This window comes from Erwinia sp. OLFS4, from assembly GCF_002752165.1.
GTDB lineage: Bacteria > Pseudomonadota > Gammaproteobacteria > Enterobacterales > Enterobacteriaceae > Izhakiella.
Window position 1 is genome coordinate 64,683 of the sequence record NZ_MOMB01000052.1, and the last position, 24,501, is coordinate 89,183.

The following is a 24,501-nucleotide window of genomic DNA, read 5'->3' on the forward strand; positions in this document are numbered from 1 at the left end:
CCGCGATCTGCTGATCGCGGCCGGTTTTATTGCACAACCCGCTCATCCGTTAGCGCCGAACATCCGGCGCACTGTTGGCATTTATTGCTTGCTGTCTGGCAGGGCATAGGCAATGACATAATCACCCAGTTTGGTTCCGAAGGAACCGTGTCCGCCTGCCGCAATCACAACATACTGTTTGCCGTTCACTTCATAGGTCATCGGCGTGGCCTGTCCGCCAGCTGGCAGCCGCGCTTGCCACAGCTGCTTACCGTTGCTCACGTTAAAGGCGCGCAGATAATTATCTGCCGTGGCTGCGATGAAGAAGACGTTACCGGCAGTGGATACCGGCCCGCCCAGCATCGGCATGCCCATTTTGAATGGCAGTGGCAACGGGGAACTGTCGCGTACGGTGCCGATACGTTTTTTCCAGACAATCAGGTGGGTTTTTAGATCAACGCCAGAAATATAACCCCAGGCAGGTTGCTTACACGGCAGACCGAAAGGTGACAGGAACGGGTTCAGAGTTACACCATAAGGCACTCCATACTGGGGCTGAATGCCAGTTTCCGAACCGCTACCACCTTTGCTGTTCTCATCAGGCTCAATCGGGTTACCGGGGCCGCGAGGTATCAACCGCGAGACGAACGGCAGGGCAATCGGGTTAGCAATCGCCAGCTGGCGATCGGTGTTCACCGAAATGCCGCCCCATTCAAACATGCCCAGATTGCCCGGGAAAACCAGGGTCCCTTGCTCAGAAGGCGGGGTGAAAATACCTTCATAGCGCAGACGATGGAACATTACCCGGCATACCAGCTGGTCGTACAGGGTTGCGCCCCACATATCTTTACCGCTGAGATTGTTCTTCGGGCGGAAACTCAGATCGGAGAAAGGTTGGCTGGCGGAAACATAATCGCCTTTCGCCGCGCCCTGAGGTACGGCTTTTTCTGGGGCCCCAACAACCAGCTTGCCGCTGCGTCTGTCGAGCACAAAGATATTCCCGGTTTTCGCCGGAGCGTAGATGACCGGAATGGTCTGACCGTCTTTCTCAATATCTGCCAGGGTCGGCTGGGCAGGAACATCCATATCCCACAGGTCGTGATGAACGGTCTGGTAGAACCAGGCCAGCTTACCGGTGGTGGCATTCAGTGCCAGGATGCCGCTGGCAAAGCGTTCCATTTCCGGCGAGCGGTATCCCCCCCAGATATCAGGCGTTGCCACGCCCATTGGCAGGTAAACCAGATCCAGTTTTTCATCATAGGCTGCCGGTGCCCAGGCATTGGGTGAGTTAGGGACGTAATGTTGTTCGCCTTCGGGAATAACGTTAGGGTCTTTAGCGCCAGGGTCGAAGGCCCACAGCAGCTTGCCGCTATTAACGTCAAAGCCACGGATAACGCCGGAAGGCTCTTTTGTTGAATAGTTATCAGTCACCGCGCCGGCAACCACAATAACCTTATCAGTCACAACCGGCGGAGAGGTGGGTTCGTAAGCGCCCGGTGTGGCATAAGGCATATTTGACTGCAGATCCAGTTCGCCGTTATTGGCGAAATTCGGACAGCGTGCGCCGGTTTCTGCATCCAGTGCGTAGAGTCTGCCATCGTTAACCGGTAATAAAATGCGTCGTGCACAGAGGGCTGGGGCACGATCAGCGGCCGCATTCAGCGCCGCCTTATCTTCATGATAAGAGACGCCGCGACAGGTGACATGCTGGAACGTAGGATTGGTTTTCAGACCCGGGTCAAATACCCATTTCTGCTTACCGGTTGCTGCATCCAGCGCAAACAGTTTTTGATGCGGTGAGCAGAGATAAAGGGCATCAGCAATCTTAATCGGCGTGACTTCATCTGTGATCTCACCCGGATCGCTGGCAGTTTTCAGGTCACCGGTGCGAAACGTCCAGGCCACCTGTAAGTCTTTAACATTTTTGTCATCGATCTGGCTAAGCGGCGAATAGCGGGTTCCGGCCTGGGTACGCCCATATGCCGGCCAGTCGCCAGGGGGCACGCTGCTGTCACTGGCCGGCGCTGACGCGTTATCTGCGGTTGCCAGGGTTCCATTAATTTCCTGCGGATCGTGGAATACTGCCCAGCCTAACGCCAGTACGGTGATCAACAGCACCGCACTCAGCGCGCCGCGTGCGGCGGCATTCGGTACCACCATTGCTTTTGCGATAAAAGGTAATATCAGCCATACACCAAGGAAGAACAGTACGTCGAGGCGTGGCGTCAGGGCCCAGAAGTCAAAACCTACCTCCCAGACAGACCAGACTAAAGTGGCGAGCAGAAAAACAGCATAAAGTAGCAGTGAAATGGCATTACGCCGGTACAGTAGCCAGGCGGTAAGCAATAACACGATCCCGGCCAGCAGATAGTATAGCGAGCCGCCGATACTTATCAGCCAGATGCCGCCGCCGGACAGGTAGATGCCACTCAAAGCGGTAAATAAAGCAGTGAGTATCACCAGTAAACGTGATATTGGTGCTTTCGATTGCATAGTAATGACCTTTACGTTTTCCTTTAAACGCTGATATTTATAGAAAATTCAGCATGTGGTGCTTATTTATGATGCTTTTGTTTTGACCGTGCAGACGTGAGCAACAGACTGCAGTAGGTGTAACGGCCCCTTTCAGGTTCGAAAACAGCCTGATTGCGCTTTAAGAATAGAAGCTGATGAATAACTCTCCACTTCAGGGATGACTTTTCTCAGTAGCAGACAGATCTGCCTTGAATGGGTTGTGAATCACTATTTTCGCGGCGTAAATTACCATTGTAAAAGTGTTAACGGAATCACATTTTTTTAATAAATGTCAGATGTTGTTGTACTTTAAAGAAAAATTTTGAGGAATGGTTAAGATATGGCGCGGGCGCCGGTGAGAGGAAAGATTGTGCGCTGACTGACGCTATCATGGACATTCGGATGCGACTATGGCAGTTTCTGAACGATAGCGGGGATAAATCCGCAGGGCAAAGACGGTGTGAACGCCCCCGGGGCGTGCGGGCAAAGTGACAATTGGGGAAAAGTGATGTCGACGGAATATGCAGTACTGGCAGGCGGCTGTTTCTGGTGTACCGAAGCCGTATTTAAGCAAATTAATGGCGTGCTGAGTGTGGAAAGCGGTTATACCGGTGGGCAGACGGTGAATCCCACATACGCAGAGGTGTGTTCCGGTGAAACCGGGCATGCGGAAGCTATTCGTATCGGTTTTGATGCCAGTCAGATTGCCTACGCCGATTTGCTGGCTATTTTTTTCGCCACGCATGACCCTACCCAGCTAAACCGGCAGGGTAATGACATTGGTACCCAGTACCGTTCGGCCATTTTTCCCCAGAATGCGGGCCAGCAGCAGGCCGCACAGGAAGCGATACAGCGGGCACAGGCGGATTATCCGGATGCAATAGTGACGGCCATCGAACCAGCAGCAACCTGGTATCCGGCGGAAGGGTATCACCAGGACTACTGGGATGGTGAAGGCCAGCAGAACCGCTATTGTCTGGCGGTGATCCCCCCTAAACTGCAAAAGTTGAAAAAGCAGTTTGCCAGCCGGCTGACTAAAGCCTGAGATAGCTGCGGATGCCATCCAGAAACATCTGGGTGGCCAGCATAATCAGCAGAAGTCCCATCAGGCGTTCCAGCGCGTTGACGCCTTTCTCGCCAAGAAGCCGTAGAAAAACACCCGACAGCAGCAGAATCAGCACGGTGATCCCCCAGGCGATTAACAGGGCGCCGACCAGATGCCCCATCTGTAACGGATATTGATGCGACAGCAGCATCAGTGTTGCCAGCAGCGATGGCCCGGCAACCAGCGGAATAGCCAGCGGAACAAGAAAAGGTTCTTCACCGGCAGAAAGTCCGCTGCTGTTGTTATCATGGGCGGGAAAAATCATCCGGATTGCAATTAAGAAAAGGATAATGCCACCGGAGATAGAAACGGTTTCCGTGCGTAAGTTAAGGAACGTGAGTATTTTTTCACCGGCGAATAAAAACAGTAGCATGATGACCAGGGCAATGAGCAGTTCCCTGATTAACACCGCCCGCCGCCGTTTCGGTTCCAGATGCTTCAGTACCGACATAAAAATCGGTAAGTTGCCCAGTGGGTCCATAATTAGCAACAATAATACCGTTGCGGAGATCATTTCATTCATCTTTGCCGTTCTCTTAATTTGCGTCTGTCCCGGACGTTATAAGCTGTATTGCTAAAAAATCAGAGCAAATCGAATTAATTCACTTGCCTGATGAGCTGCATTTTGTAGAGTTGTTTGTCAGAGGTAAACCAAATTATACGATGCCAGCAGCGGTATCACAGCGGCAGGGGTAAAAATGAAAACAGTGGGTCTGATTGGCTGGCGTGGCATGGTAGGTTCCGTGCTGATGCAGCGTATGCATGAAGAGCGTGATTTTGACGTCATTCATCCGGTTTTTTTCTCGACATCTCAGCATGGTATTGCGGCGCCTGACGTTAATGGCCGCCCCGGTGGTATTTTGCAGGATGCTTACGATCTCGATGCGCTCAAGGCGCTGGATATTATTGTTACCTGTCAGGGGGGTGACTACACCAGCGAAGTGTATCCGAAATTACGCAACGCAGGCTGGCAGGGTTACTGGATTGATGCCGCCTCCACGCTGCGAATGAACGATGACGCTATTATCATTCTTGATCCGGTAAATCAGCAGGTTATCAGCCAGGGGCTGGATAAAGGCATTAAAACTTTTGTGGGTGGTAACTGTACGGTTAGCCTGATGCTGATGTCGCTCGGCGGATTGTTTGCTCACGATGCAATTGAGTGGGCCTCTGTTGCAACCTACCAGGCAGCTTCCGGTGGCGGCGCGCGTCATATGCGTGAATTGCTGATTCAGATGGGCCTGTTGCACAATGGCGTTGCCAGCGCGCTGCAAAACCCGGCATCGGCTATTCTCGATATCGAGCGTCACGTGACGGAAATGTCACGCAGCGGCGTTTTGCCGACGGACAATTTCGCGGTGCCGTTGGCCGGCAGTCTGATCCCATGGATTGATAAGCAGCTGGAAAATGGTCAGAGCCGCGAAGAGTGGAAAGGTCAGGCGGAAACTAACAAGATCCTGGCGACGCGTCATACTATCCCCGTGGATGGTCTGTGCGTGCGTGTTGGCGCGCTGCGTTGCCATAGCCAGGCTTTCACCCTCAAGCTGAAAAAAGATATTCCGCTGGCTGAAATTGAACAGATGCTGGCGCAGCATAATGACTGGGTAAAAGTGGTGCCAAACGATCGTGATATCACCCTGCGTGAACTGACGCCGGCAGCAGTAACCGGTACGCTGGCAACACCTGTCGGTCGTCTGCGTAAGCTGAATATGGGACCACAATACCTGTCTGCTTTCACCGTCGGCGATCAGCTGCTATGGGGAGCGGCAGAGCCGTTGCGTCGTATGTTGCGTCTGCTGGTCGCCTGAATCTGTTCTTTTATCCTGAGCCTGCCATGATACCGGACGGCGAAAGTGGCGTCAGAGTAGCCTCAGTCGGGCGTACAGCCTGACTCCGGTTGACGGAAGCCCAACCGATAGCGCGTCAGCAAGCAAAAAGCGCCGGCCATTGCCTGCGCTTTTGTTTTCTTTTGCCAGCCATTCAGGGCGGTCAGGAAGCCATCGACAAGGCTGGTTTTTCAATATGGTTGTCGAGCCATTCACTGATACGCGCTTTTTCCGCCTCGTTCAGCCACATGCCCTGTTTAGTCCGCCGCCAGATAGCATCATCCAGCTTGCGTACCCATTCGTGTTTCACCAGGTAACGTAGCTCGGCTTCGTAGAACTCATGGCCGAAATTTTCCCCCAGCTCAGTCAGTGACTGGGCTTCACCCAGTAATACTTCGCTATTGCTGCCGTAAGTGCGGGCATAGTGGCGTGCCATGCCTTCACTAATGAACGAGTAACGGCGCCGCAGACTGACGGCATAATCATCGCGGCTGCCGGAAAAATTGCCGCCGGGTAAGACGCCGTTGCGTGTCCAGGCCGCGCCGGCGGTGGGATAATATTTCGCCAGTTTCTCCATCGCGTGTTCAGCCAGCTTGCGGTAGGTGGTGAGCTTGCCACCGAATACCGATAGCAGAGGAGCCTGGCCATTATCATCATGAACATCCAGCGTATAGTCACGGGTAATCGCCTGCGGTGAGTCAGATTCATCGTCACACAGTGGACGTACGCCGGAATAGTTCCACACCACATCCTCTTTGCTCAGCGTTTTTCTGAAGTGGGCATTGTAAACTTTCAGCAGATAATCAATTTCATTGTCATCAATGCGGACATCCTGCGGGTCGCCCTGGTACTCAACATCGGTGGTACCAATAATGGAAAACTCATCCATCCAGGGAATCACAAATACAATGCGGTTATCTTCATTTTGCAGAATGTAAGCCTGTTTCTGATTGTGAACACGCGGTACAACAATATGGCTACCCTTGATCAGGCGGATGCCATAAGGAGATTTAAGATGCAGTTTGTTATCGAATAACTCACGTACCCATGGACCGGCAGCATTAACCAGCCCTTTGGCACGCCAGCTGAAGGTTTCACCGCTGTCAATATTTTCAGCTTCCACGACCCAAAGGCCGTCTTCACGCCATGCGCGCGTTACTCTGGTGCGGGTGCGTACTTCACTGCCGCGACGCACCACTTCCTGGGCATTCAGCACCACCAGACGCGCATCGTCTACCCAGCAGTCAGAGTACTCGAAACCGCGCACTATCTCTGGTTTAAGTACGGAATCTGCGTCAAAACGCACGCTTTTACTCCCCGGCAGGCTGGTACGTTTACCAAGATGATCGTACATAAACAAGCCGATACGAATCATCCAGGCCGGGCGAAGATGGGGGCGATGGGGTAAACGAAAACGCATGGGAAAAGCTATATGAGGGGCTAGCTTCAGTAATACTTCGCGTTCGGCCAGCGCTTCGCTAACCAGACGAAATTCGTAGTGTTCCAGATAACGCAAACCGCCGTGAATCAGTTTGGAACTGGCAGAGGAGGTCGCACACGCCAGGTCTTGCGCTTCGAGCATCAGTACTGACAGGCCGCGTCCTGCGGCATCAGCCGCAATACCGGCACCGTTAATACCGCCACCGATAACGATCAAGTCTTTGGTTTCCACGTCATCTCCTCCGATGTTCGGGTATGTTCTTTAATGTTCGTTTTCGAGCATGATTGTACTCGTAAACAACCATAGGTGCCAGTGTTAACCTGATAAAAACATTCAGGCGTGATTTGGATAACAAAATTGACACAATAACCTTTTTCTTTGCCGGGTTATTGTGGCGCAGGTTCGCGGTAAACTATCTGGCAGATACCCGGTTCAGAGATGAAAAGTAATGGAACAATTTGAGTGTATCAGCGTACATCAGGCTAGCGAGATGCTGGCGCAAGGGGGGGCCCGGTTGGTGGATATTCGTGATCCGCAGAGTTTTGCCCAGGCACACGCTGTCGGAGCCTTTCATCTGACCAACAGTAGTCTGACTGACTTTCTTCAGCAAACCCAGTTTACTACGCCGTTGCTGGTAATGTGTTACCACGGCGTCAGCAGCAAGAGCGCCGCGCAATACCTGCTCAGCCAGGGATTTGAGTCGGTCTATAGTATTGATGGTGGTTTTGAACGCTGGCATCAGACTTTTCCACAACAGACTGAATCTGAGGCGCGTTAAGTCGGCAGTAACCTGTCGGCGCGTTATACTGCGTTTTTGCAGAAGTTAACCAGGGAAGCACATGATCCGTATTGCGCATTTTACGCATCCACGTCAGGCGCAGGCGTTTATCGATTATATGTCCAGCAAAGGGATTCACCTTCGCGGTGAGCCCGGCGATGGCGTGACGCTCTGGCTGGATGACGAAGCGAACCGGGAAACGGTAGAAAACGAACTGCATGCATTTGTGCGTGAACCACATCATCCACGCTACCAGGCGGCCAGCTGGCACAGTGGCACCACAAGCAGCGGCTTGCATTACCGCTCTTTTTCCATGCTGTCGGCGCTGAAAGAACGGGCCGGGCCGCTGACCCTTGGGGTAATTATCGCCAGTGTGTTGGTGTTTATCCTGATGCAGCTGCTGGGGCAGACCCGGGTAATGAGTCAATTATCCTGGCCTAATCAGGATCAGTATTTTCAGCTGTGGCGTTGGTTTTCGCATATTTTTCTGCATTTTTCGCTGCTGCATATCGTATTTAACCTGATGTGGTGGTGGTATATCGGCGGTGTTGTTGAAAAACGCCTGGGAAGCGGCAAACTGTTTGTGATTACGCTGATTGCTGCGTTGCTGAGCGGCTGGATGCAGGCGCATTTCAGTGGCATCCTGTTTGGCGGTCTTTCCGGTGTGGTTTACGCACTGATGGGCTATGCGTGGCTAAGAGGCGAGCGCGATGCTGAAAGTGGTGTCCATCTTGAGCGAGGGCTGATAGGCTTCGCTGTTTTATGGCTGTTAATCGGTTACCTGGGCTGGTTTGGTATCGCTATCGCCAACGCGGCGCACCTGACCGGATTGTTGTTGGGCCTGGCGATGGCCTGGGTTGATACCCGGCACAACGCTCGCTGACTCAGCACCGTGATGAAAGTAGATAATAACAGCAGGAGACTCTCGTGAAGCAGACCCAGCGGCATGACGCCATCATTGATATGGTGCGTCGGCAAGGTTATGTCAGCACAGAGGAGCTGGTGGACTTTTTTGCCGTCAGCCCGCAGACCATCCGTCGCGATCTGAATGAACTGGCTGAACAGAATAAAATTCATCGTCATCACGGTGGCGCGGCGTTGCCTTCCAGCTCGGAAAACACCGCCTGGCAGGATCGTAAAATGATGTGGTCAGCGGAAAAGGCACGCATTGCCCAGCGGGTGGCCAGCCAGATCCCCGACGGCTCCACGCTATTTATTGACATAGGCACTACGCCGGAAGCGGTGGCTTACGCGCTGATGAATCATACTAATTTGCGTATCGTCACCAATAATATCAACGTTGCGACGCTACTGATGGGCAAAAATGATTTCCGTGTGATCCTGGCCGGTGGCGAAGTGCGTAACCGCGATGGCGGCATTATGGGAGAGGCCACCCTCGATTTTATTTCACAGTTCCGGCTTGATTACGGCATTCTTGGCATCAGCGGCATTGATATGGACGGATCGCTGCTGGAGTTTGATTACCATGAAGTCCGTACCAAGCGGGCGATTATCGAAAATTCGCGCTGCGTGATGCTGGTGGTTGACCACTCAAAGTTTGGTCGTAATGCCATGGTGAACCTGGGAAATATGAGCCTGATCAATTACCTGTTTACTACTGACCGGCCGCCGGAAAGCGTGATGCGGGTGATTGAGCAGCATGAAGTGCATCTCGAATTGTGCTGAGCAAGCGGTGCGGCGGGCGCCAGCAATTTTTGCTGGCGTGAGTCGCATTTAACCTGAGCAGCGTACCGGCAAGGGCGCGGCGATGCCGGAGAGATGTGCACTTAATAGAATGAGTGCTCACCGCGCTGGTGTTCGGTCAGGTCGCGCACGCCTTTCAGTTCCGGGAAGGTATTCAGCAGCTCTTTTTCGATCCCTTCTTTCAGCGTGACATCCACCATTGAACAGCCATTGCAGCCGCCGCCAAATTGCAGGATGGCATAGCCGTCATCGGTAATCTCCATCAGCGAGACGCGGCCGCCGTGGCTGGCCAGCTGCGGATTGATTTGTGCCTGAAGTTGATATTCGACCCGCTCAATTAATGGCGCGTCGTCAGCTACCTTGCGCATTTTCGCATTGGGCGCTTTCAGCGTCAGTTGTGAACCCAGGTTGTCGGTGACGAAATCGATTTCTGCCTCTTCCAGATAAGGCGCGCTCAGTTCATCAACATAAGCAGAGAGTTTTTCGAACTTGAGTTCGGTGTCGCTGGCTTCTACCGCATCCGGTGGACAATAGGAAACGCCGCACTCTGCCGTGGGTGTACCCGGATTGATAACGAATACGCGAATCTGGGTGCCTTCTTCCTGATTTGAGAGCAGTTTTGCGAAATGTTCTTGTGCTGCATCAGTGATACGGATCATGGCGATTGCTCAATAGTTGACTAAATTACCAGGTTATTATAAGCCGGTACCGGCCTCTTCACAAGGTACGGCACAGGCACCAGATATCTACGCGGGCGGCCCCTGAACGCATCAGTAAACGACTGAGTTCGGTGACGGTGCTGCCGGTGGTGACTACATCATCCAGTAGTACTATATGCCGACCACGCACGTCGATTTCAAGGCTGAATGCACCGCGCAGGTTACGCCTGCGCGCACTGGCAACCAGCTGATGTTGTACTTTACCGGCCCGCCGGCGGATGAGCGCCGCAGGTTGCCACGGAATTGTCGTCCAGTGCGACAGCCACTTAGCCAGCGGAGCCAGCTGGTTATAACCGCGTTTCAGTGCGCGCTTATGGTGCAGGGGAACCGTTAGCATCAGATCGGGCCGCGCGAGCAAATATTCACGCCGTGCTGTTAACCAGGTTAGCAGAATCAGCCGGGCAAGCATTACCGCACGTGCGGTACCCTGCGAAAATTTCAGCTGATGTATTTGCTTGCGTAATGGTTCGCGGTAATCGCTGACCAGTATCATTCGCTGCCAGGGTGGTGGATGCAGCAGGCAACCACCACAGCGGGTCTGGCTATTACTGGCCGGTAAACCACAACAGGGGCAGACCGGTGGTGGCGACGGGAGTGCCTTCAGACAAACGCTACATATTCCATGTTGCGGCAGATGAAGGGGCATCTGACATAGCCAACAGCAGGTTGGGATTGTTAGCATAGCATCCTCATAGTTAAAACAAGGACCATAACCGATGACCTCCCTCTACTGGCAGACAACCGGCCAGGGTAATCGTGATTTTGTGCTGTTGCACGGCTGGGGATTAAATGCCGGGGTGTGGCATGACATCGTGCCACGACTCAGTACGCAATTTCGCTTGCATCTGGTAGATCTGCCTGGTTACGGCCGTAGTCAGGGATGGGGGGCTATGTCGCTGTCACAGATGGCCGGGATGCTGCTGGCTCATGCGCCGCAACAGGCCGTCTGGCTGGGCTGGTCGCTAGGCGGGTTGGTTGCCAGTCAGGCCGCTTTGCTGGCTCCGGCGCGCATTTCCGCACTGATTACCGTCGCGTCCTCGCCCCGTTTTGCCGCTGGTGACGATTGGCCGGGCATACAACCCGGCACCCTGGCGGATTTTCAGCATCAGCTGAGTGAAGATTATCAGCGAACGGTAGAGCGATTTCTTGCCCTGCAGACTCTGGGAACCCGTAATGCCCGGCAGGATGCCCGCGCGCTGAAACAGATTGTGCCGGCGCAACCGGCACCGCCAGTTGCGGTGTTAAACGGGGGACTGGAGATACTCAAACACGCCGACCTGCGTGATGAGATGGCGCAATTACAGCCGCCGTTATTGCGTATTTATGGTTATCTTGATGGCCTGGTGCCGGTACGAATTGCTCAGCGACTGGACGCATGCTGGCCTGACAGCAAGCAGCTGATCATCCGTCAGGCAGCGCATGCGCCTTTCATTTCACATCCTGATGCGTTTTGTGATGGCGTAATAAAATTTATTGCCGGCTGCTGAGCAATGTTTATCTTCTTTGCCGCCGGCTGGCGTAAGTTTTTTCAGTGCCCGTCTTATCAGGTAAACGCCGCCAGCGGAAGATTACGGTGTTCGCTGCCGGCGTTTTGCTGTATTTTTTTATCGTTTGCACTAAAACTATTAAGCGGAGCAGAATCGCACATTGGCTGGCAACGGTTTGCCATTACCACTGACGATCTGTATGGACGTTCTTTTCTCAGGAGAGATAAAATGAAACTACTTAGCACCCTCACCACCGCAGCCCTCATCAGCACATTGTCCTTCAGCGCTTTTGCCGCGCAGGAAATTTCGCGGGAAAAAGCCAAAGAGATGAAACTGGAAATGATTGGTACTGTCGACACTAACTCCACGTTAAGCCCGATTGATGCCAAAAAACACCTGTCTGATAAAGCGGATGCGAAAGGCGGCAAGTACTATGTCATTATCGCCGCTGCCGGCAAGGGACATATTCACGCGACTGCTGAGGTGTTTAAATAGTTTGGCTTGTCAGCGTTAAGGTGGTTAAGCGGCCGCAAAACGAGGCGTATCGCCTTTTGAACGCCGTAACTGAAGCGTAGATTGGGAGCCGTTAGCCGGCTCCTTTTTTGTTAGCAAATCGCTACAACCGCCTTGTGACCGGGTGCGGGGTTGTCACGGGCGTTAGCCTGTTGCTGGCAACGCCCGTGAAGTCAGCGCTTTTTGCCCAATGCGGCGGCCAGCGCATCACCCATCGCGCTGTTACCTGCCGGGGTGGAGAGCGTCCGTTCGCGTGCTTTACTGTTTTGCTGGCCACGGGGCGTGTCGCGGGACGTTGGGTTTGCAGCGCCCCGCCGGCTGTGACTGTCACCGGGCTGTTCGTCAAGGCGCATTGTCAGGGCAATACGCTTGCGCGCAATATCCACCTCCATCACTTTCACTTTAACAATATCGCCGGCTTTTACGACCTTATGGGGATCCTCAACGAATTTGTCCGACAGGGATGAAATATGCACCAGGCCATCCTGATGAACGCCAATATCGACAAAAGCACCGAAGTTAGTGACATTGGTGACCGCGCCTTCCAGAATCATCCCCGGCTGCAGGTCGTTAAGCGTGTCGATGCCTTCAGCAAACTGGGCGGTTTTAAATTCCGGGCGCGGATCGCGTCCCGGCTTTTCCAGTTCCTTAAGGATGTCGTTTACGGTGGGCAGACCAAAACGTTGGTCAGTGTAGTCAACGGCTTTGATGGTTTGCAGCGCCCCGGCATTTCCCATCAGTTCTTTGATGGTCTTGCGTGTGGCATGCAGAATGCGCTCAACGACAGGATAAGCTTCCGGATGCACGCTGGATGCATCCAGAGGGTTGTCGCCCTGGGTAATACGTAAAAAGCCGGCGCACTGTTCAAAGGCTTTAGGCCCGAGCCGGCTCACTTTCAGCAGCTGCTGACGATTCTGGAAGCGCCCGTATTCATCGCGCCAGGAGACGATATTTTGTGCCATCATTTTGCTTAATCCGGCGACGCGGGTTAGCAGCGCCACCGAGGCGGTGTTGAGATCCACGCCAACGGCATTAACGCAGTCTTCCACGACCGCATCCAGCTTTTTGGCCAGCTGACTCTGGCTGACATCGTGCTGATACTGACCAACGCCAATTGATTTCGGGTCGATTTTTACCAGCTCAGCCAGGGGGTCCTGCAAGCGGCGGGCAATGGAGACCGCCCCGCGCAGCGAGACGTCAAGATCGGGAAATTCCAGCGCGGCTAATTCGGAAGCGGAGTAAACCGAGGCTCCAGCTTCACTGACGATAACTTTTTGCGCCTGCACCTGTGGGAACTGTTTTTGTACCTCAAGGAAAAAACGTTCAGTTTCCCGTGATGCGGTGCCGTTACCGATAGCAACCAGTTCCACCTGATGCCGGGTACAGAGCGCGGCAACCGACGCTGCCGCTTTTGCCGCCTGACCGGTGTGGGGATAAATCGTATCAGTGGCTACCAGTTTGCCGGTGGCGTCTACTACGGCCACTTTCACGCCGGTTCGTAATCCCGGGTCCAGACCCATTGTGGCGCGCTGGCCTGCCGGCGCGGCCATCAGCAGATCGTGCAGGTTTCGGGCGAAAACCTTAATGGCTTCTTCTTCGGCCCTTTCACGCACCAGGCTCATTAATTCTGTTTCCAGATGCAGCAGAATTTTAATACGCCATGTCCAGCTGACGACGGCACGACGCCAGGCATCAGCAGGTGCGTTATTCAGCTGTAAATTCAGGTGGTGCACGATAATCTGTTCACCGTGACTTTCACGGGGGGGCTCATCAAATTGCGGATCCGGATTGAGCGTCAGCTGCAATATGCCCTCATTGCGGCCACGCAGCATCGCCAGCGCGCGATGTGAAGGCACCGTCGCCAGCGCTTCATGGTGATTGAAGTAATCGCGAAATTTGGCGCCTTGCTCCTCTTTGCCTTCAACAACCCGGGCAACCAGATGAGCATTTTTCCACAGATATTCACGTACTTTTGCCAGTAAGGTCGCGTCTTCCGCAAAGCGTTCCATCAGTATGTAGCGTGCGCCATCCAGCGCGGCTTTGCTGTCCTCAACGCCTTTTTCACTGTCAATATAGCGTTGCGCCAGACTTTCCGGCTGCTGGGAAGGGTCCTGCCAGAGGGTGTCAGCCAGTGGCTCCAGGCCGGCTTCAATGGCAATTTGTCCGCGGGTACGGCGTTTAGGTTTATAGGGAAGGTAAAGATCTTCGAGTTCGGTTTTGCTGAGGGTTTGGCCGATAGCGCTGGCCAGTTCATCGCTCAGCTTGCCCTGTTCCTCAATGGATTTAAGAATGGTTTGTCGCCGTTCCTCCAGTTCGCGTAAATAGCCAAGGCGGCTTTCCAGCTGACGTAGCTGTGTGTCGTCCAGCCCGCCGGTGACTTCTTTACGGTAACGTGCGACAAACGGCACGGTATTTCCTTCATCCAGTAAACGAACGGCAGCTTCAACCTGTTCGTCCCGGACGTGCAATTCGGTTGCGATAATACGGCTTAGCGAATGACTCATCTTTGCGGATACTTAATGGCTAAAGAAACAGGGGACAGTTATACGGATTGAAAAGAGAAAATGCCAGTCATTGGCCGGGCTTTACGCCGAATCTTTTTCGTCAGCGCTCATTTTAGTTGGCTGTCGGCTGGTGGGGGATGATACCGGTTTTGCCAGAAAAACCGGTGTAACTATCTGGTGATGAGCCGCCAGCGGCGGCCTGTGTTTCGTGGGTACAGCCAGGCTAAGTTGTTGACGTAGCCAAAGGGCAGAAAGGCGACTGGTCGCCATTATTTAGGGTATTCAATGGCGGTTACATACCATTTTTTTATCCCTTCCGGCGTGGCGACTTCGCATTCATCATCAACCTGTTTTTTCAGCAGCGCCCTCGCCATTGGCGAATCAATGGATATGTAGTCTTTATTCTCGCCATAAATTTCTTCCGGGCCGGTGATACGAAAACGCCGGCTGACGCCGCTGTCGTTTTCAATGGTCACCCAGGCACCAAAGAACACCCGTCCTTCCTGTTGCGGCGAATAATCTACAACCTGCAATGCCGGCATGAGTTTGCGTAAAAAATGGACCCTGCGGTCAATCTGGCGCAACAATCTTTTGTTGTAGGTGTAATCTGCATTTTCTGAACGATCGCCAAGGCTGGCGGCCCAGGCAACAATTTTGGTTATTTCAGGTCGCTTAACCCGCCATAAATAATCATGTTCCTCTTGCAATTTATTGAAACCTTCACGGGTGATTATTTTTGTCGGCATGACAGGCAGTTCCGTTAAAATTTTAACTATAAACAGGAGAATATAGTCAGTCAACGCGCGCTGATTGACGCGCGGGTGAATATGGCGCGTGCATATTTAATGGCGGCTGAAAGGTGAAGGTTGGCGGATTTTTAGCACAGCGGACCTGCTTTTCCGGCGGAGCGGCGGAATTCGCGTTAATGTTGTCAGGACAATAAAAGTGGCGGTTGTTTGATTGTTTGCGCACAATAAATGGCATTCTTAAGCGATCGGTTTTGTCTGCACAAAACGCCTTCTTTTCCATAAAGTTTCAAGATAAGCTGCTGTTTAATATGCTTTGTAACAATTTCGGCTAGAATATAAACCATTATGATTTGTCACAACCGCCCGAGTTTTTGAGAATACAGGTTCAGGCAATAGCGCCTTTGGGAGTATTGAAATGCAAGAGAACTACAAAATTCTGGTTGTAGATGACGACATGCGTCTGCGTGCGCTTCTGGAGCGTTATCTGACAGAACAAGGTTTTCAGGTGCGCAGCGTGGCGAATGCCGAGCAGATGGATCGCTTGCTGACACGTGAATCCTTTCATTTAATGGTGCTGGATCTGATGCTACCGGGTGAAGACGGTCTGTCAATTTGCCGCCGGCTGCGTAGTCAGAGTAACCCGATGCCAATTATCATGGTGACGGCGAAAGGTGAAGAAGTCGATCGCATCGTCGGGCTGGAAATCGGAGCGGATGATTACATTCCCAAGCCGTTTAATCCGCGCGAGCTACTGGCACGTATTCGTGCTGTGTTGCGACGTCAGGCGAACGAACTGCCTGGTGCGCCTTCACAGGAAGAAGCTGTGATTGCCTTTGGTAAATTCAAGCTGAATCTGGGCACCCGTGAAATGTTCCGCGAAGATGAGCCTATGCCGCTCACCAGCGGCGAGTTTGCCGTACTCAAGGCGCTGGTAAGCCATCCGCGTGAGCCACTTTCCCGCGATAAGTTAATGAATCTGGCCCGGGGACGAGAGTACAGTGCGATGGAGCGCTCAATCGACGTACAAATTTCGCGTCTGCGCCGCATGGTTGAAGAAGATCCTGCTCATCCGCGCTATATCCAGACGGTATGGGGGTTAGGCTACGTTTTTGTGCCGGATGGCAGTAAAGCATGAGGCGATTGCGCTTCTCACCCCGCAGTTCTTTTGCCCGCACTCTGCTGTTAATCGTTACCTTGCTGTTTGTCAGCCTGGTAACGACCTACCTGGTGGTGCTTAATTTCGCGATTCTTCCGAGCTTACAGCAGTTTAATAAAGTGCTGGCGTATGAAGTGCGCATGCTGATGACCGATCGGCTGCAGCTGGAAGACGGCACTCAGCTGGAAGTTCCTCCGGCCTTTCGTCGCGAAATCTACCGCGAATTGGGTATTTCGCTGTATACCAACGAGGCGGCCGAAGAGAGCGGCTTGCGTTGGGCGCAACACTATGAGTTTCTCAGCCAGCAAATGGGGCAGCAGCTTGGCGGGCCAACGGATGTTCGGGTTGAGGTGAATAAAAATTCACCGGTGGTGTGGCTTAAAACCTGGCTGCAGCCTGACATATGGGTTCGGGTGCCGCTCACGGAAATCCATCAGGGGGATTTTTCTCCATTATTTCGTTATACCCTGGCTATTATGTTGCTGGCGATAGGCGGTGCCTGGCTGTTTATTCGTATTCAGAACCGGCCGTTGGTTGACCTTGAACATGCCGCTTTGCAGGTGGGTAAAGGCATTATTCCACCACCGCTGCGGGAATACGGTGCCTCGGAAGTTCGTTCGGTAACCCGGGCGTTTAATCAGATGGCATCCGGTGTAAAGCAGCTGGCAGACGATCGCACTTTATTAATGGCGGGCGTCAGCCACGATTTGCGTACACCGCTGACGCGGATCCGTCTGGCGACGGAAATGATGAGCGAGCAGGATGGCTATCTGGCGGAGTCAATTAATAAAGACATTGAAGAATGTAATGCCATCATCGAACAATTTATCGATTACCTGCGTACCGGGCAGGAAATCCAAACCGAAAGGGCGGATCTGAATAGCGTCCTGGGTGAAGTGGTTGCGGCAGAAAGTGGCTATGAGCGTGAGATTGAAAATGGCATCCAGCGCAGTGAGCTGATGCTCGATATCAACCCGTTATCGATCAAGCGGGCGGTAGCCAATCTGGTGGTGAATGCCGCCCGTTATGGAAACGGCTGGATTAAAGTCAGTTCCGGTGTCGAATTACAGCGGGCCTGGTTCCAGGTTGAAGATGACGGGCCGGGAATTAAACCGGAGCAGCTTAAGCATCTGTTTCAGCCTTTTGTGCGTGGTGATAGCGCGCGCAGTACCAGTGGTACCGGACTGGGGCTGGCGATTGTACAGCGTATCATTGATGCTCATCATGGGGCGCTGGACGTCGGTGACAGTGAGCGCGGCGGATTACGTATTCGTGCCTGGCTGCCGTTACCCGATACACGTACCAGCGTTATGGTGCCGCCAGCAGAGAAACCGGCCAAATAAAAAAGGGAGCACTGCTCCCTTTTTTAGCCGGTTGTAACAGGTAACCGTTTTACAGCTGGGGACCTGCTGCCACCAACGCCGCCCCCGCAGCGGTGTCAGTATATTTATCAAAGTTGGTGATAACACGCTGCGCCAGCTCAGCGGCACGCCCGGTCCAGGCATCGCTTGAAGGCCAGCTGGTGCGAGGGTCAAGCACTGTGCTATCGATGCCTGCAACGCTTTGCGGTATCGACAGATTGAAGATGGGTAGCGTTGTCATTGGCGTTGCCTGCAGTTCATCATTGAGAATGGCGTTAATAATAATACGCGTCTCTTTGAGTGAAATGCGTTTACCAGCACCATTCCAGCCGGTATTAACCAGCCATGCCTCAGCGCCTGCCGCCTGCATACGTTTTACCAGCACTTCAGCATAACGGGTTGGGTGCAAGGTCAGAAATGCAGCACCGAAACAGGCAGAAAAAGTCGGCGTTGGCTGCGTGATACCACGTTCGGTGCCCGCCAGTTTCGCCGTAAAACCTGAGAGAAAATGGTATTGCGTTTGCGCCGGGGTTAAGCGTGCAACCGGCGGCAGCACGCCAAAGGCGTCGGCCGTAAGGAAAATAACCTTGCGTGCGTGTCCTGCCCTGGATACCGGTTTGACAATATTTTCAATGTGATAAAGCGGATAAGATACGCGGGTATTTTCGGTCTTGCTGCTGTCAGCATAATCCACGCTACCGTCGCTGCGTACTGCGACATTCTCCAGCAGCGCATCGCGGCGAATGGCGTGGAAAATTTCCGGTTCGGCGCTGGCCGACAGATTAATTGTTTTGGCGTAGCAACCGCCTTCAAAATTAAACACGCCGTCATCATCCCAGCCGTGTTCGTCATCGCCGATCAGCTGACGGCAGGGATCGGTAGACAGGGTGGTTTTTCCCGTGCCGGAAAGGCCAAAAAATATTGCAACATCGCCTTTTTGACCGACATTCGCCGAACAATGCATTGAGGCGATACCCCGTTGTGGCAACAGGTAATTCATCACGGTGAACAGGCCTTTTTTCATTTCACCGCCATACCAGGTTCCCCCGATTAGCTGCATTTTTTCCGTCAGATTAAAGGCCACAAAGTTTTCGGAATGCAGGCCATCTTGTTGCCAGTTGGCATAGTGACATTTAGCCGCGTTGATAACGACGAAATCAGGTACAAAATTGCGCAGTTCTGCGTCATCAGGACGAATGAACATGTTTTTTACAAAATGTGCCTGCCAGGCAACTTCAGTGATAAATCTTACGCTGAGGCGGGTATCCGGGTTGGCACCACACCAGCCATCCACAACGAACAGACGCTTGCCGGAGAGTTGCTGTGTTGCGCAGGATTTCAGTCGTTGCCAGGTTTGCTGACTCAGCGGCTGATTGTCATTTTTACCCTTACCCTGATCGTTCCACCACAGGGTATCGCGGGTGGTGTCATCGCGTACAATGTATTTATCTTTCGGCGATCTTCCGGTGAAAATGCCAGTATCAACGGCAACGGCGCCGGATTCAGTGACAACGCCTCGCTCAAAACCCTGCAGTTCCGGGCAGGTTTCTTCTTTAAACAGGGTATCGTAATCCGGATTATAAACGATGTCGGTTGCATCGTTAATGCCATACTGAGCAAGGTCCTGAGGGGTCAGGCCGTGAGTGTGCATATGACTGCTCCTTTATCGATGACGGGAAAAACCAAAAACAGCCATGCTGAACAAAGCTGGCTGTTAACGCGCGAAGTTTACAACGGGTTAGCGGTAGTGTAAGGAGAGTGCAACAAAAATGAGAGATGGAACAGTCTTTTTTGCTGAAAGTAGCTGAAGTTAAATTTTTCAAGTTAATTAATGAGTTGAGTAATTAAATTTATTCGGGAATACTCCGAAAAATCGACGTCAGCAAGGTTCAGCAAGGTCATTAAACAACGGGAGCCAGATTGCTCCCGTATCCGTCCGGGCGAACATTACCCTTAATGGGCGTGCTCACTGCTGCCGTTTGCCGCATCGTTGCGCAACGCGGCAATATCCACTGCGTCATAGAGATAGTGGCTGCCGCAGTAATCGCAGTGCATATCAATTTTTCCGTCTTCCTGCAGAATCTGGTCAACTTCTTGCGCCGGCAGCGTTTTCAGCACTTCCTGACAGCGCTCCCGTGAACAGCTACAGTGAAAAACAATAGGCTGCGGATCGTAGAGCGTGACGTCTTCCTGGTGGTAGAGGCGCCACAGTACTTCTCGTGCCGGCAGATCGAGCAGCTCGTCGGTTTTCAGGGTTGAAGTCAGCGTTGCCAGATGCTCAAAGTCATTGCTATCACTATTCTGTGCCGGTAAAACCTGCAATAAAATGCCGCCGGCACCGGCCTGCTCACCGTCGATGCGGCTGTGAATATACAGGCGGGTTGGCAACTGTTCAGAGCGCATAAAATAATCTTCCAGACAGGCGGCAAGGGTGTCGCCTTCCAGACCAACGACGCCCTGATAGCGCTCCCCCTGTGAAGGCGTAATGGTAATCACCAGATAGCCTTTACCCACCATCTGTTTCAGGCTGCTACCCGGTGGAATTTCGCCTTGCATACGCGCAATGCCGCGCATTTGCTGGTTATTCGAACCATTAATCACCGCCAGCGTCAGCGGGCCATCACCCTGTAGCTGAACGGTGATATCCCCTTCAAATTTCAGCGTCGCGGTGAGCAGACTGGTTGCCACCAGAAGTTCAGCCAGTAATTGTTGTACCGGCTGTGGGTAATCATGGTCTTTAATCATTTCACGCCAGGTATTGCTGACGGTCACCAGTTCGCCGCGAACGGCGTAGTTTTTAAACAGGTAACGATGGAGTTGATCGGCATTCGACATAGTTTTCTCTCATAGTGGGCGCCAGGTCCCTTCAGCCTGATAGTGCTAAACGGGGCAGCGTCCGTTACTGAAGCGCTTCTGGCGATTGCGCTGGCTGATAACGTGATCATGATTGGGCGATTTATTCTTCGCCGGCGTTTTTAAATTTGAGCAGGTCGCGACGCTCTTTTTTATCCGGCCGTCGATCGGGATGCGGCATACTGAGCGCATTCATTTTACGTGCCTGCGCTATTTTTTCGCGTTTTTCAATACTCTGTGCTGTTTCACGGTAAAGCTGGCGGGCTTCGCTGGCCGGACGCCGGCAATCGCTTAGCGCACAGACGATGATTGTCAGCCGATCGTTACCCTGCAGCAGCGTGAGCTCTGCGTCGGGTTCGACCAGTTTACCTGGCTTGCAACGCTGGCCGTTGTAATGGACTTTTCCCCCCTCGATCATGTCGCGGGCGATCGCACGGGTTTTATAAAATCGGGCTGCCCATAACCATTTATCAAGCCGCACATTGCCGTTTGCGTTTTCTTTCATACTTTTTTTCCTGCCCTGGCCGGACAATGTTCGCCGTTATAAAACCATTATGGTCAGCATAGACCCCCGATGCGAGGATGGGTTATTACTGTGTGGGTAAAATCACGGATATCAAGGGCGCAGGTGGCGCAGATTAACACAATGCCAGCAAAAACGCGTACCGGCTTGTGGCTCAGAATAGTGAAGTCATTGGCGGCAGTGGCGATAATGCCGGATTCATACAGCTTTCATAGTGTTGCTGAATTTTTTGCATACGCACCCGGTTACGATGGATTCTCAGCAGGGCTAACAGGCTGTTAACCAGTAGACTGAGAAGGAGTAAACAAAGCAGTAAGCTGATACCCAGATAGTGCCACAGGGTAATGCTATCCGGTTCATTGTGTATGGCGATATGCCGCGTTCCGTTCGCATCAGCATTGATACTGGTAATCACCCCCGATGCTGAAAACGGCGTATGCAGTAACATTCCGGCCAGACGCTGTAATTCTGGCCACTGTTCCGGAGCGTTATAGTCAAACAAAGAGACCGTCGGCGCCGGCTGGTTGACCAACGGATGACCTTCATCACTGATAATGAGAAAACCGCCTGGCGGTGGACTGTTTAGCGCGTCTGCTGCCCGTCGGGTTTCACGGTAGAAAAATGATGTGGTTGCCGTGTTCACCAGATTTTCCAGCGCTTCGGCACTGACCGGACGCAATAATACGTTCATGCCGTTGAGCGCACCGGAGTCGGCGCGGCGCACCAGCGAACTCCAGTCTTTAGCGTTGCCAAGATTTACCAGCGCATTTTTCAGTCTGACGCAATCCTGTTGCTGACCACATAAATCCTGTGTTTTCAGCACGATGTCAGCGAAGTCATCCAGTAAAATCATTCCCGATTTCTGAATAGCGGTTGCCAGCTGTGGATTGAGTTTGGGGTCAGTGGTGGTTTGCGGGTGTAACTGCTGATGAGTACTGTTAAGCAGCGCAGTGGCTTTATCAATAATATCTGACTGGGGAAGTGGCAATGGTGCGGCGTTATTCCAGTAAACTGCAGAGCAGTCAAAAGGCATGAAAACGTAGCTGCGATTTCCCTGATAGGTTGACGGAATTGAACACATGCCATAACCGTTGATATTCAGCCGATCGCCAACATGCAGCATGGTTTTTTCCAGCTGCCCGACGTCGTTGACGTGAATACTTTCTGTGCCCTTAAGCCAGGCAACGCTGAGTTTAAGCGGCATACTGAGTGGAATCCAGCTTACCAGCAGGGCCAGTACTAACAGTGAGCCAGCGGCCAGCACCACGTTCTTACGCCAGCGCTGTACCGGAAAAAAACGCGCTTCATCATGCAGCGAAAGGAAGCGTCCCTGACGTACCACGTGATGGTTGAGATACATCTCAACCTCGGTGGTTTGTCCTAAATCATGAGCGACATAAGGCAGCCAGTGCGACGGGTAAATAAGATCAATACTCCCCAGAGAGAGATTATTCATCTGATTCTGACTGCTGGCCTCACTGAATAACCCCCATCTTTTCAGTGCGCCACGCAGACAGTGAATATCGCGCAACGATTTTTTCCCCGGCGTGCGATAATATAACCAGGCACTGACGGCAACAATTATCATCCCGCTAGCAATCAGCCATGGCATCAGTAACAGTGGACCTGCCAGACTGATAAAGAACAACAGCAGGGCGAAGCAGATAAGCAGTGCTTCACGGGTTCCATCGGCGCGGCTCAGGGTATATTCCGGCAAGGTTTCTTTGCGTACGCGCACTAACTCAATATTTTCAAATGCTTCCTGGCGGATAGACGCGTTACGCCCCACCGGCGGCACCGTTGGCGTAAGCGTGGCGCTTTCGCTATTATCATTGGTCAGCGTATGGCCGTTTAACGAGATAATCAGCGGCACCGGATAGGTTCTTACCAGCTCAACGTAGTTTTCATCGGTAATATATTGTTCCCACTGCGGGGGTAAATGCACTTCGACCTCATCAAGGTAGTAGCGCCATTTATCCGGATTGTCAGTGGACAAACCGTAGCGGGTGATTGCGCGAGTCAGCGGATAGACATTGTGACTGAATGACGTCAGCGTGAGATTATCGTGACTGTGGCTGAGGTTTTCCTCAGCAAAAAGACGCGTGTCGCGGCGCTTTGCCAGTGAGTCGATGTAGCGCTGTATGGCGCGCTGTTCGTCAAAGGTCAGTTTACGATGCGGGGGTTCAAGAAAAAGCTGGGGTTCTGCCGATTGAGACTGACGATGTGATTGATACCAGAAATAGCCGGCTATCAGCAGTGAGCAAAGCAGCACAAGCAATACTATAACAGCTATTGTATTCATGCTTCCCTCGCTGGCAGCAAATGACTCCTCAGGAGTAAAATGACGATACAGGCCTTGGTCATAACTGTTTTAATCAGTACGCGCACACAGGCTGTATAAACTCAGCGCTGGCATGATAAAAAAAGCATAAAATCATTTGATTAGAATAATTATAGAGTGACGCCTTAGCCAATCTTATCAATCATGACCAGGTGCAGGTATCGGTATAATCCTATTTTTTTTCATGTTGTTGACATCCGGTATTATATTTGAGTAATTGCTGACTAAAAATGTTAAAAAAAGGAGTGATGGCGCGGGTTTTGATTGGCTTACGCCAGTGACTGCCGCACAATATTATTCCAGGCGGTTTATCTCATGCGCTACAGGTTTTGCATTAACCCTACTCGTACCATCAGAGGCCAGGATGACCAAAGAAAGACAAAAACCGGTGATTCATCGCGTTGCTGAAATAGCCCGGTCGCGACTTTTTACCATCGAATCAGTGGATCTTGAATTCAGTAATGGCGTTCAACGGGTCTATGAACGTATGCGACCTTCCGGACGGGAAGCGGTACTGATTGTTCCGGTTATTGATGACCATCTTATCCTGATTGAAGAGTATGCTGTGGCGCTGGAAGCTTACGAACTGGGATTTCCCAAAGGACTTATCGATCCCGGTGAGAGCGTATTTGACGCGGCTAACCGCGAACTAAAAGAAGAAGCCGGCTTCGGCGCTGAACGGCTTTGTGCGCTGAGTAAGCTGACCATGGCCCCGTCTTATTTCTCCAGCAAAATGAATATTGTGGTGGCAGAAGGATTATATCCGGAAAAGCTGGAAGGGGATGAACCTGAGCCGCTGCCGTTACGTCGCTGGCCGCTGGCAAATCTGATGGCACTGCTTGATGAACCGGATTTTCGCGAAGCGCGTAATGTCAGTGCGTTGTTTCTGGTGCGCGAATGGCTGGTCCGTCAGGGCCGTTTAAATTACTGACAATATCTTGCTAACGC

21 protein-coding genes are annotated in these 24,501 nt (G+C 52.4%); 10 read left to right on the forward strand and 11 right to left on the reverse strand.

Annotation, left to right across the window (positions count from 1 at the left end; all coding sequences use genetic code 11):
* Nucleotides 1-81: 81 nt before the first annotated feature.
* A complete protein-coding gene (locus tag BL249_RS12510; protein WP_099705013.1) occupies nt 82-2,472 on the reverse strand; it encodes a glucose/quinate/shikimate family membrane-bound PQQ-dependent dehydrogenase in 2,391 nt (796 codons plus the stop codon).
* Between the two features lie 529 nt (nt 2,473-3,001).
* Here BL249_RS12510 and msrA point away from each other — a divergent pair.
* Nucleotides 3,002-3,538: a peptide-methionine (S)-S-oxide reductase MsrA gene (gene msrA / locus BL249_RS12515; RefSeq protein ID WP_099705014.1), complete on the forward strand. Its 537-nt coding sequence runs from the start codon at nt 3,002-3,004 to the stop codon at nt 3,536-3,538.
* On the opposite strand, the gene BL249_RS12520 is transcribed toward msrA, so the two are convergent.
* Nucleotides 3,528-4,121: a YhgN family NAAT transporter gene (locus BL249_RS12520; RefSeq protein ID WP_099705015.1), complete on the reverse strand. Its 594-nt coding sequence runs from the start codon at nt 4,119-4,121 to the stop codon at nt 3,528-3,530. The two genes, msrA and BL249_RS12520, sit on opposite strands and share 11 nt — an antisense overlap.
* Nucleotides 4,122-4,296: 175 nt before the next feature.
* Here BL249_RS12520 and asd point away from each other — a divergent pair, with 175 nt between their 5' ends.
* Nucleotides 4,297-5,406 (forward strand): aspartate-semialdehyde dehydrogenase, encoded by a 1,110-nt coding sequence (gene asd / locus BL249_RS12525; RefSeq protein ID WP_099705016.1) that lies wholly within the window; start codon nt 4,297-4,299, stop codon nt 5,404-5,406.
* 181 nt (nt 5,407-5,587) lie between these two features.
* On the opposite strand, the gene glpD is transcribed toward asd, so the two are convergent.
* Nucleotides 5,588-7,096, reverse strand: a complete 1,509-nt coding sequence (glpD, locus tag BL249_RS12530) for a glycerol-3-phosphate dehydrogenase (protein WP_099705017.1) — start codon at nt 7,094-7,096, stop codon at nt 5,588-5,590.
* 217 nt (nt 7,097-7,313) lie between these two features.
* Between glpD and glpE the strand changes: the two genes are divergently transcribed.
* The 3 genes from glpE to BL249_RS12545 all read left to right on the forward strand — a co-directional run bounded on the left by glpE (nt 7,314) and on the right by BL249_RS12545 (nt 9,329).
* Nucleotides 7,314-7,643: a thiosulfate sulfurtransferase GlpE gene (gene glpE, locus BL249_RS12535; protein WP_099705018.1), complete on the forward strand. Its 330-nt coding sequence runs from the start codon at nt 7,314-7,316 to the stop codon at nt 7,641-7,643.
* Nucleotides 7,644-7,707: 64 nt separating this feature from the next.
* A complete protein-coding gene (glpG, locus tag BL249_RS12540) occupies nt 7,708-8,526 on the forward strand; it encodes a rhomboid family intramembrane serine protease GlpG (RefSeq protein WP_099705070.1) in 819 nt (272 codons plus the stop codon).
* A 44-nt stretch (nt 8,527-8,570) separates the two neighbouring features.
* Nucleotides 8,571-9,329, forward strand: a complete 759-nt coding sequence (locus BL249_RS12545; RefSeq protein ID WP_099705019.1) for a DeoR/GlpR family transcriptional regulator — start codon at nt 8,571-8,573, stop codon at nt 9,327-9,329.
* A 101-nt stretch (nt 9,330-9,430) separates the two neighbouring features.
* Here the strand turns inward: BL249_RS12545 and nfuA are convergent, their stop codons facing one another.
* Both nfuA and gntX read right to left on the reverse strand, forming a co-directional pair.
* Nucleotides 9,431-10,006 carry a Fe-S biogenesis protein NfuA gene (gene nfuA, locus BL249_RS12550; protein WP_099705020.1) on the reverse strand — a complete coding sequence of 192 codons (576 nt, stop codon included), beginning with the start codon at nt 10,004-10,006 and terminating at the stop codon, nt 9,431-9,433.
* 58 nt (nt 10,007-10,064) lie between these two features.
* Nucleotides 10,065-10,748 (reverse strand): DNA utilization protein GntX, encoded by a 684-nt coding sequence (gene gntX, locus BL249_RS12555; RefSeq protein WP_099705021.1) that lies wholly within the window; start codon nt 10,746-10,748, stop codon nt 10,065-10,067.
* A 34-nt stretch (nt 10,749-10,782) separates the two neighbouring features.
* Here gntX and bioH point away from each other — a divergent pair, with 34 nt between their 5' ends.
* The gene (gene bioH, locus BL249_RS12560) at nt 10,783-11,553 is read left to right on the forward strand and encodes a pimeloyl-ACP methyl ester esterase BioH (protein WP_099705022.1); all 771 of its coding nucleotides are present in this window, start codon (nt 10,783-10,785) and stop codon (nt 11,551-11,553) included.
* A gap of 228 nt (nt 11,554-11,781) precedes the next feature.
* The gene (locus BL249_RS12565; RefSeq protein WP_099705071.1) at nt 11,782-12,048 is read left to right on the forward strand and encodes a YdgH/BhsA/McbA-like domain containing protein; all 267 of its coding nucleotides are present in this window, start codon (nt 11,782-11,784) and stop codon (nt 12,046-12,048) included.
* 191 nt (nt 12,049-12,239) lie between these two features.
* Here BL249_RS12565 and BL249_RS12570 read toward each other — a convergent pair whose 3' ends face one another.
* Nucleotides 12,240-14,570: a Tex family protein gene (locus tag BL249_RS12570; RefSeq protein ID WP_099705023.1), complete on the reverse strand. Its 2,331-nt coding sequence runs from the start codon at nt 14,568-14,570 to the stop codon at nt 12,240-12,242.
* 269 nt (nt 14,571-14,839) lie between these two features.
* Complete coding sequence (gene greB / locus BL249_RS12575) at nt 14,840-15,316, reverse strand: transcription elongation factor GreB (protein ID WP_099705024.1); 477 nt, start codon at nt 15,314-15,316, stop codon at nt 14,840-14,842.
* Between the two features lie 418 nt (nt 15,317-15,734).
* On the opposite strand from greB, the gene ompR reads away from it, so the two are divergent.
* Both ompR and envZ read left to right on the forward strand, forming a co-directional pair.
* Nucleotides 15,735-16,454: an osmolarity response regulator transcription factor OmpR gene (gene ompR, locus BL249_RS12585; protein ID WP_001157751.1), complete on the forward strand. Its 720-nt coding sequence runs from the start codon at nt 15,735-15,737 to the stop codon at nt 16,452-16,454.
* Nucleotides 16,451-17,818, forward strand: coding sequence for a two-component system sensor histidine kinase EnvZ (gene envZ / locus BL249_RS12590; RefSeq protein ID WP_099705026.1), 1,368 nt, complete (start codon nt 16,451-16,453; stop codon nt 17,816-17,818). The genes ompR and envZ overlap by 4 nt, the downstream gene beginning before the upstream one ends.
* 49 nt (nt 17,819-17,867) lie before the next feature.
* On the opposite strand, the gene pckA is transcribed toward envZ, so the two are convergent.
* From pckA to BL249_RS12610, 4 genes are all read right to left on the reverse strand, one after another.
* On the reverse strand, nt 17,868-19,487 hold the full coding sequence (gene pckA / locus BL249_RS12595) for a phosphoenolpyruvate carboxykinase (ATP) (RefSeq protein WP_099753256.1): 1,620 nt from the start codon (nt 19,485-19,487) through the stop codon (nt 17,868-17,870).
* Between the two features lie 302 nt (nt 19,488-19,789).
* The gene (gene hslO, locus BL249_RS12600) at nt 19,790-20,671 is read right to left on the reverse strand and encodes an Hsp33 family molecular chaperone HslO (RefSeq protein WP_099705028.1); all 882 of its coding nucleotides are present in this window, start codon (nt 20,669-20,671) and stop codon (nt 19,790-19,792) included.
* A 121-nt stretch (nt 20,672-20,792) separates the two neighbouring features.
* The gene (hslR, locus tag BL249_RS12605) at nt 20,793-21,194 is read right to left on the reverse strand and encodes a ribosome-associated heat shock protein Hsp15 (protein ID WP_099705029.1); all 402 of its coding nucleotides are present in this window, start codon (nt 21,192-21,194) and stop codon (nt 20,793-20,795) included.
* Nucleotides 21,195-21,366: 172 nt separating this feature from the next.
* Complete coding sequence (locus BL249_RS12610) at nt 21,367-23,514, reverse strand: IgaA/UmoB family intracellular growth attenuator (protein ID WP_099705030.1); 2,148 nt, start codon at nt 23,512-23,514, stop codon at nt 21,367-21,369.
* Between the two features lie 403 nt (nt 23,515-23,917).
* Here BL249_RS12610 and nudE point away from each other — a divergent pair, with 403 nt between their 5' ends.
* Nucleotides 23,918-24,484 carry an ADP compounds hydrolase NudE gene (gene nudE / locus BL249_RS12615; RefSeq protein WP_099705031.1) on the forward strand — a complete coding sequence of 189 codons (567 nt, stop codon included), beginning with the start codon at nt 23,918-23,920 and terminating at the stop codon, nt 24,482-24,484.
* Nucleotides 24,485-24,501: the final 17 nt, after the last annotated feature.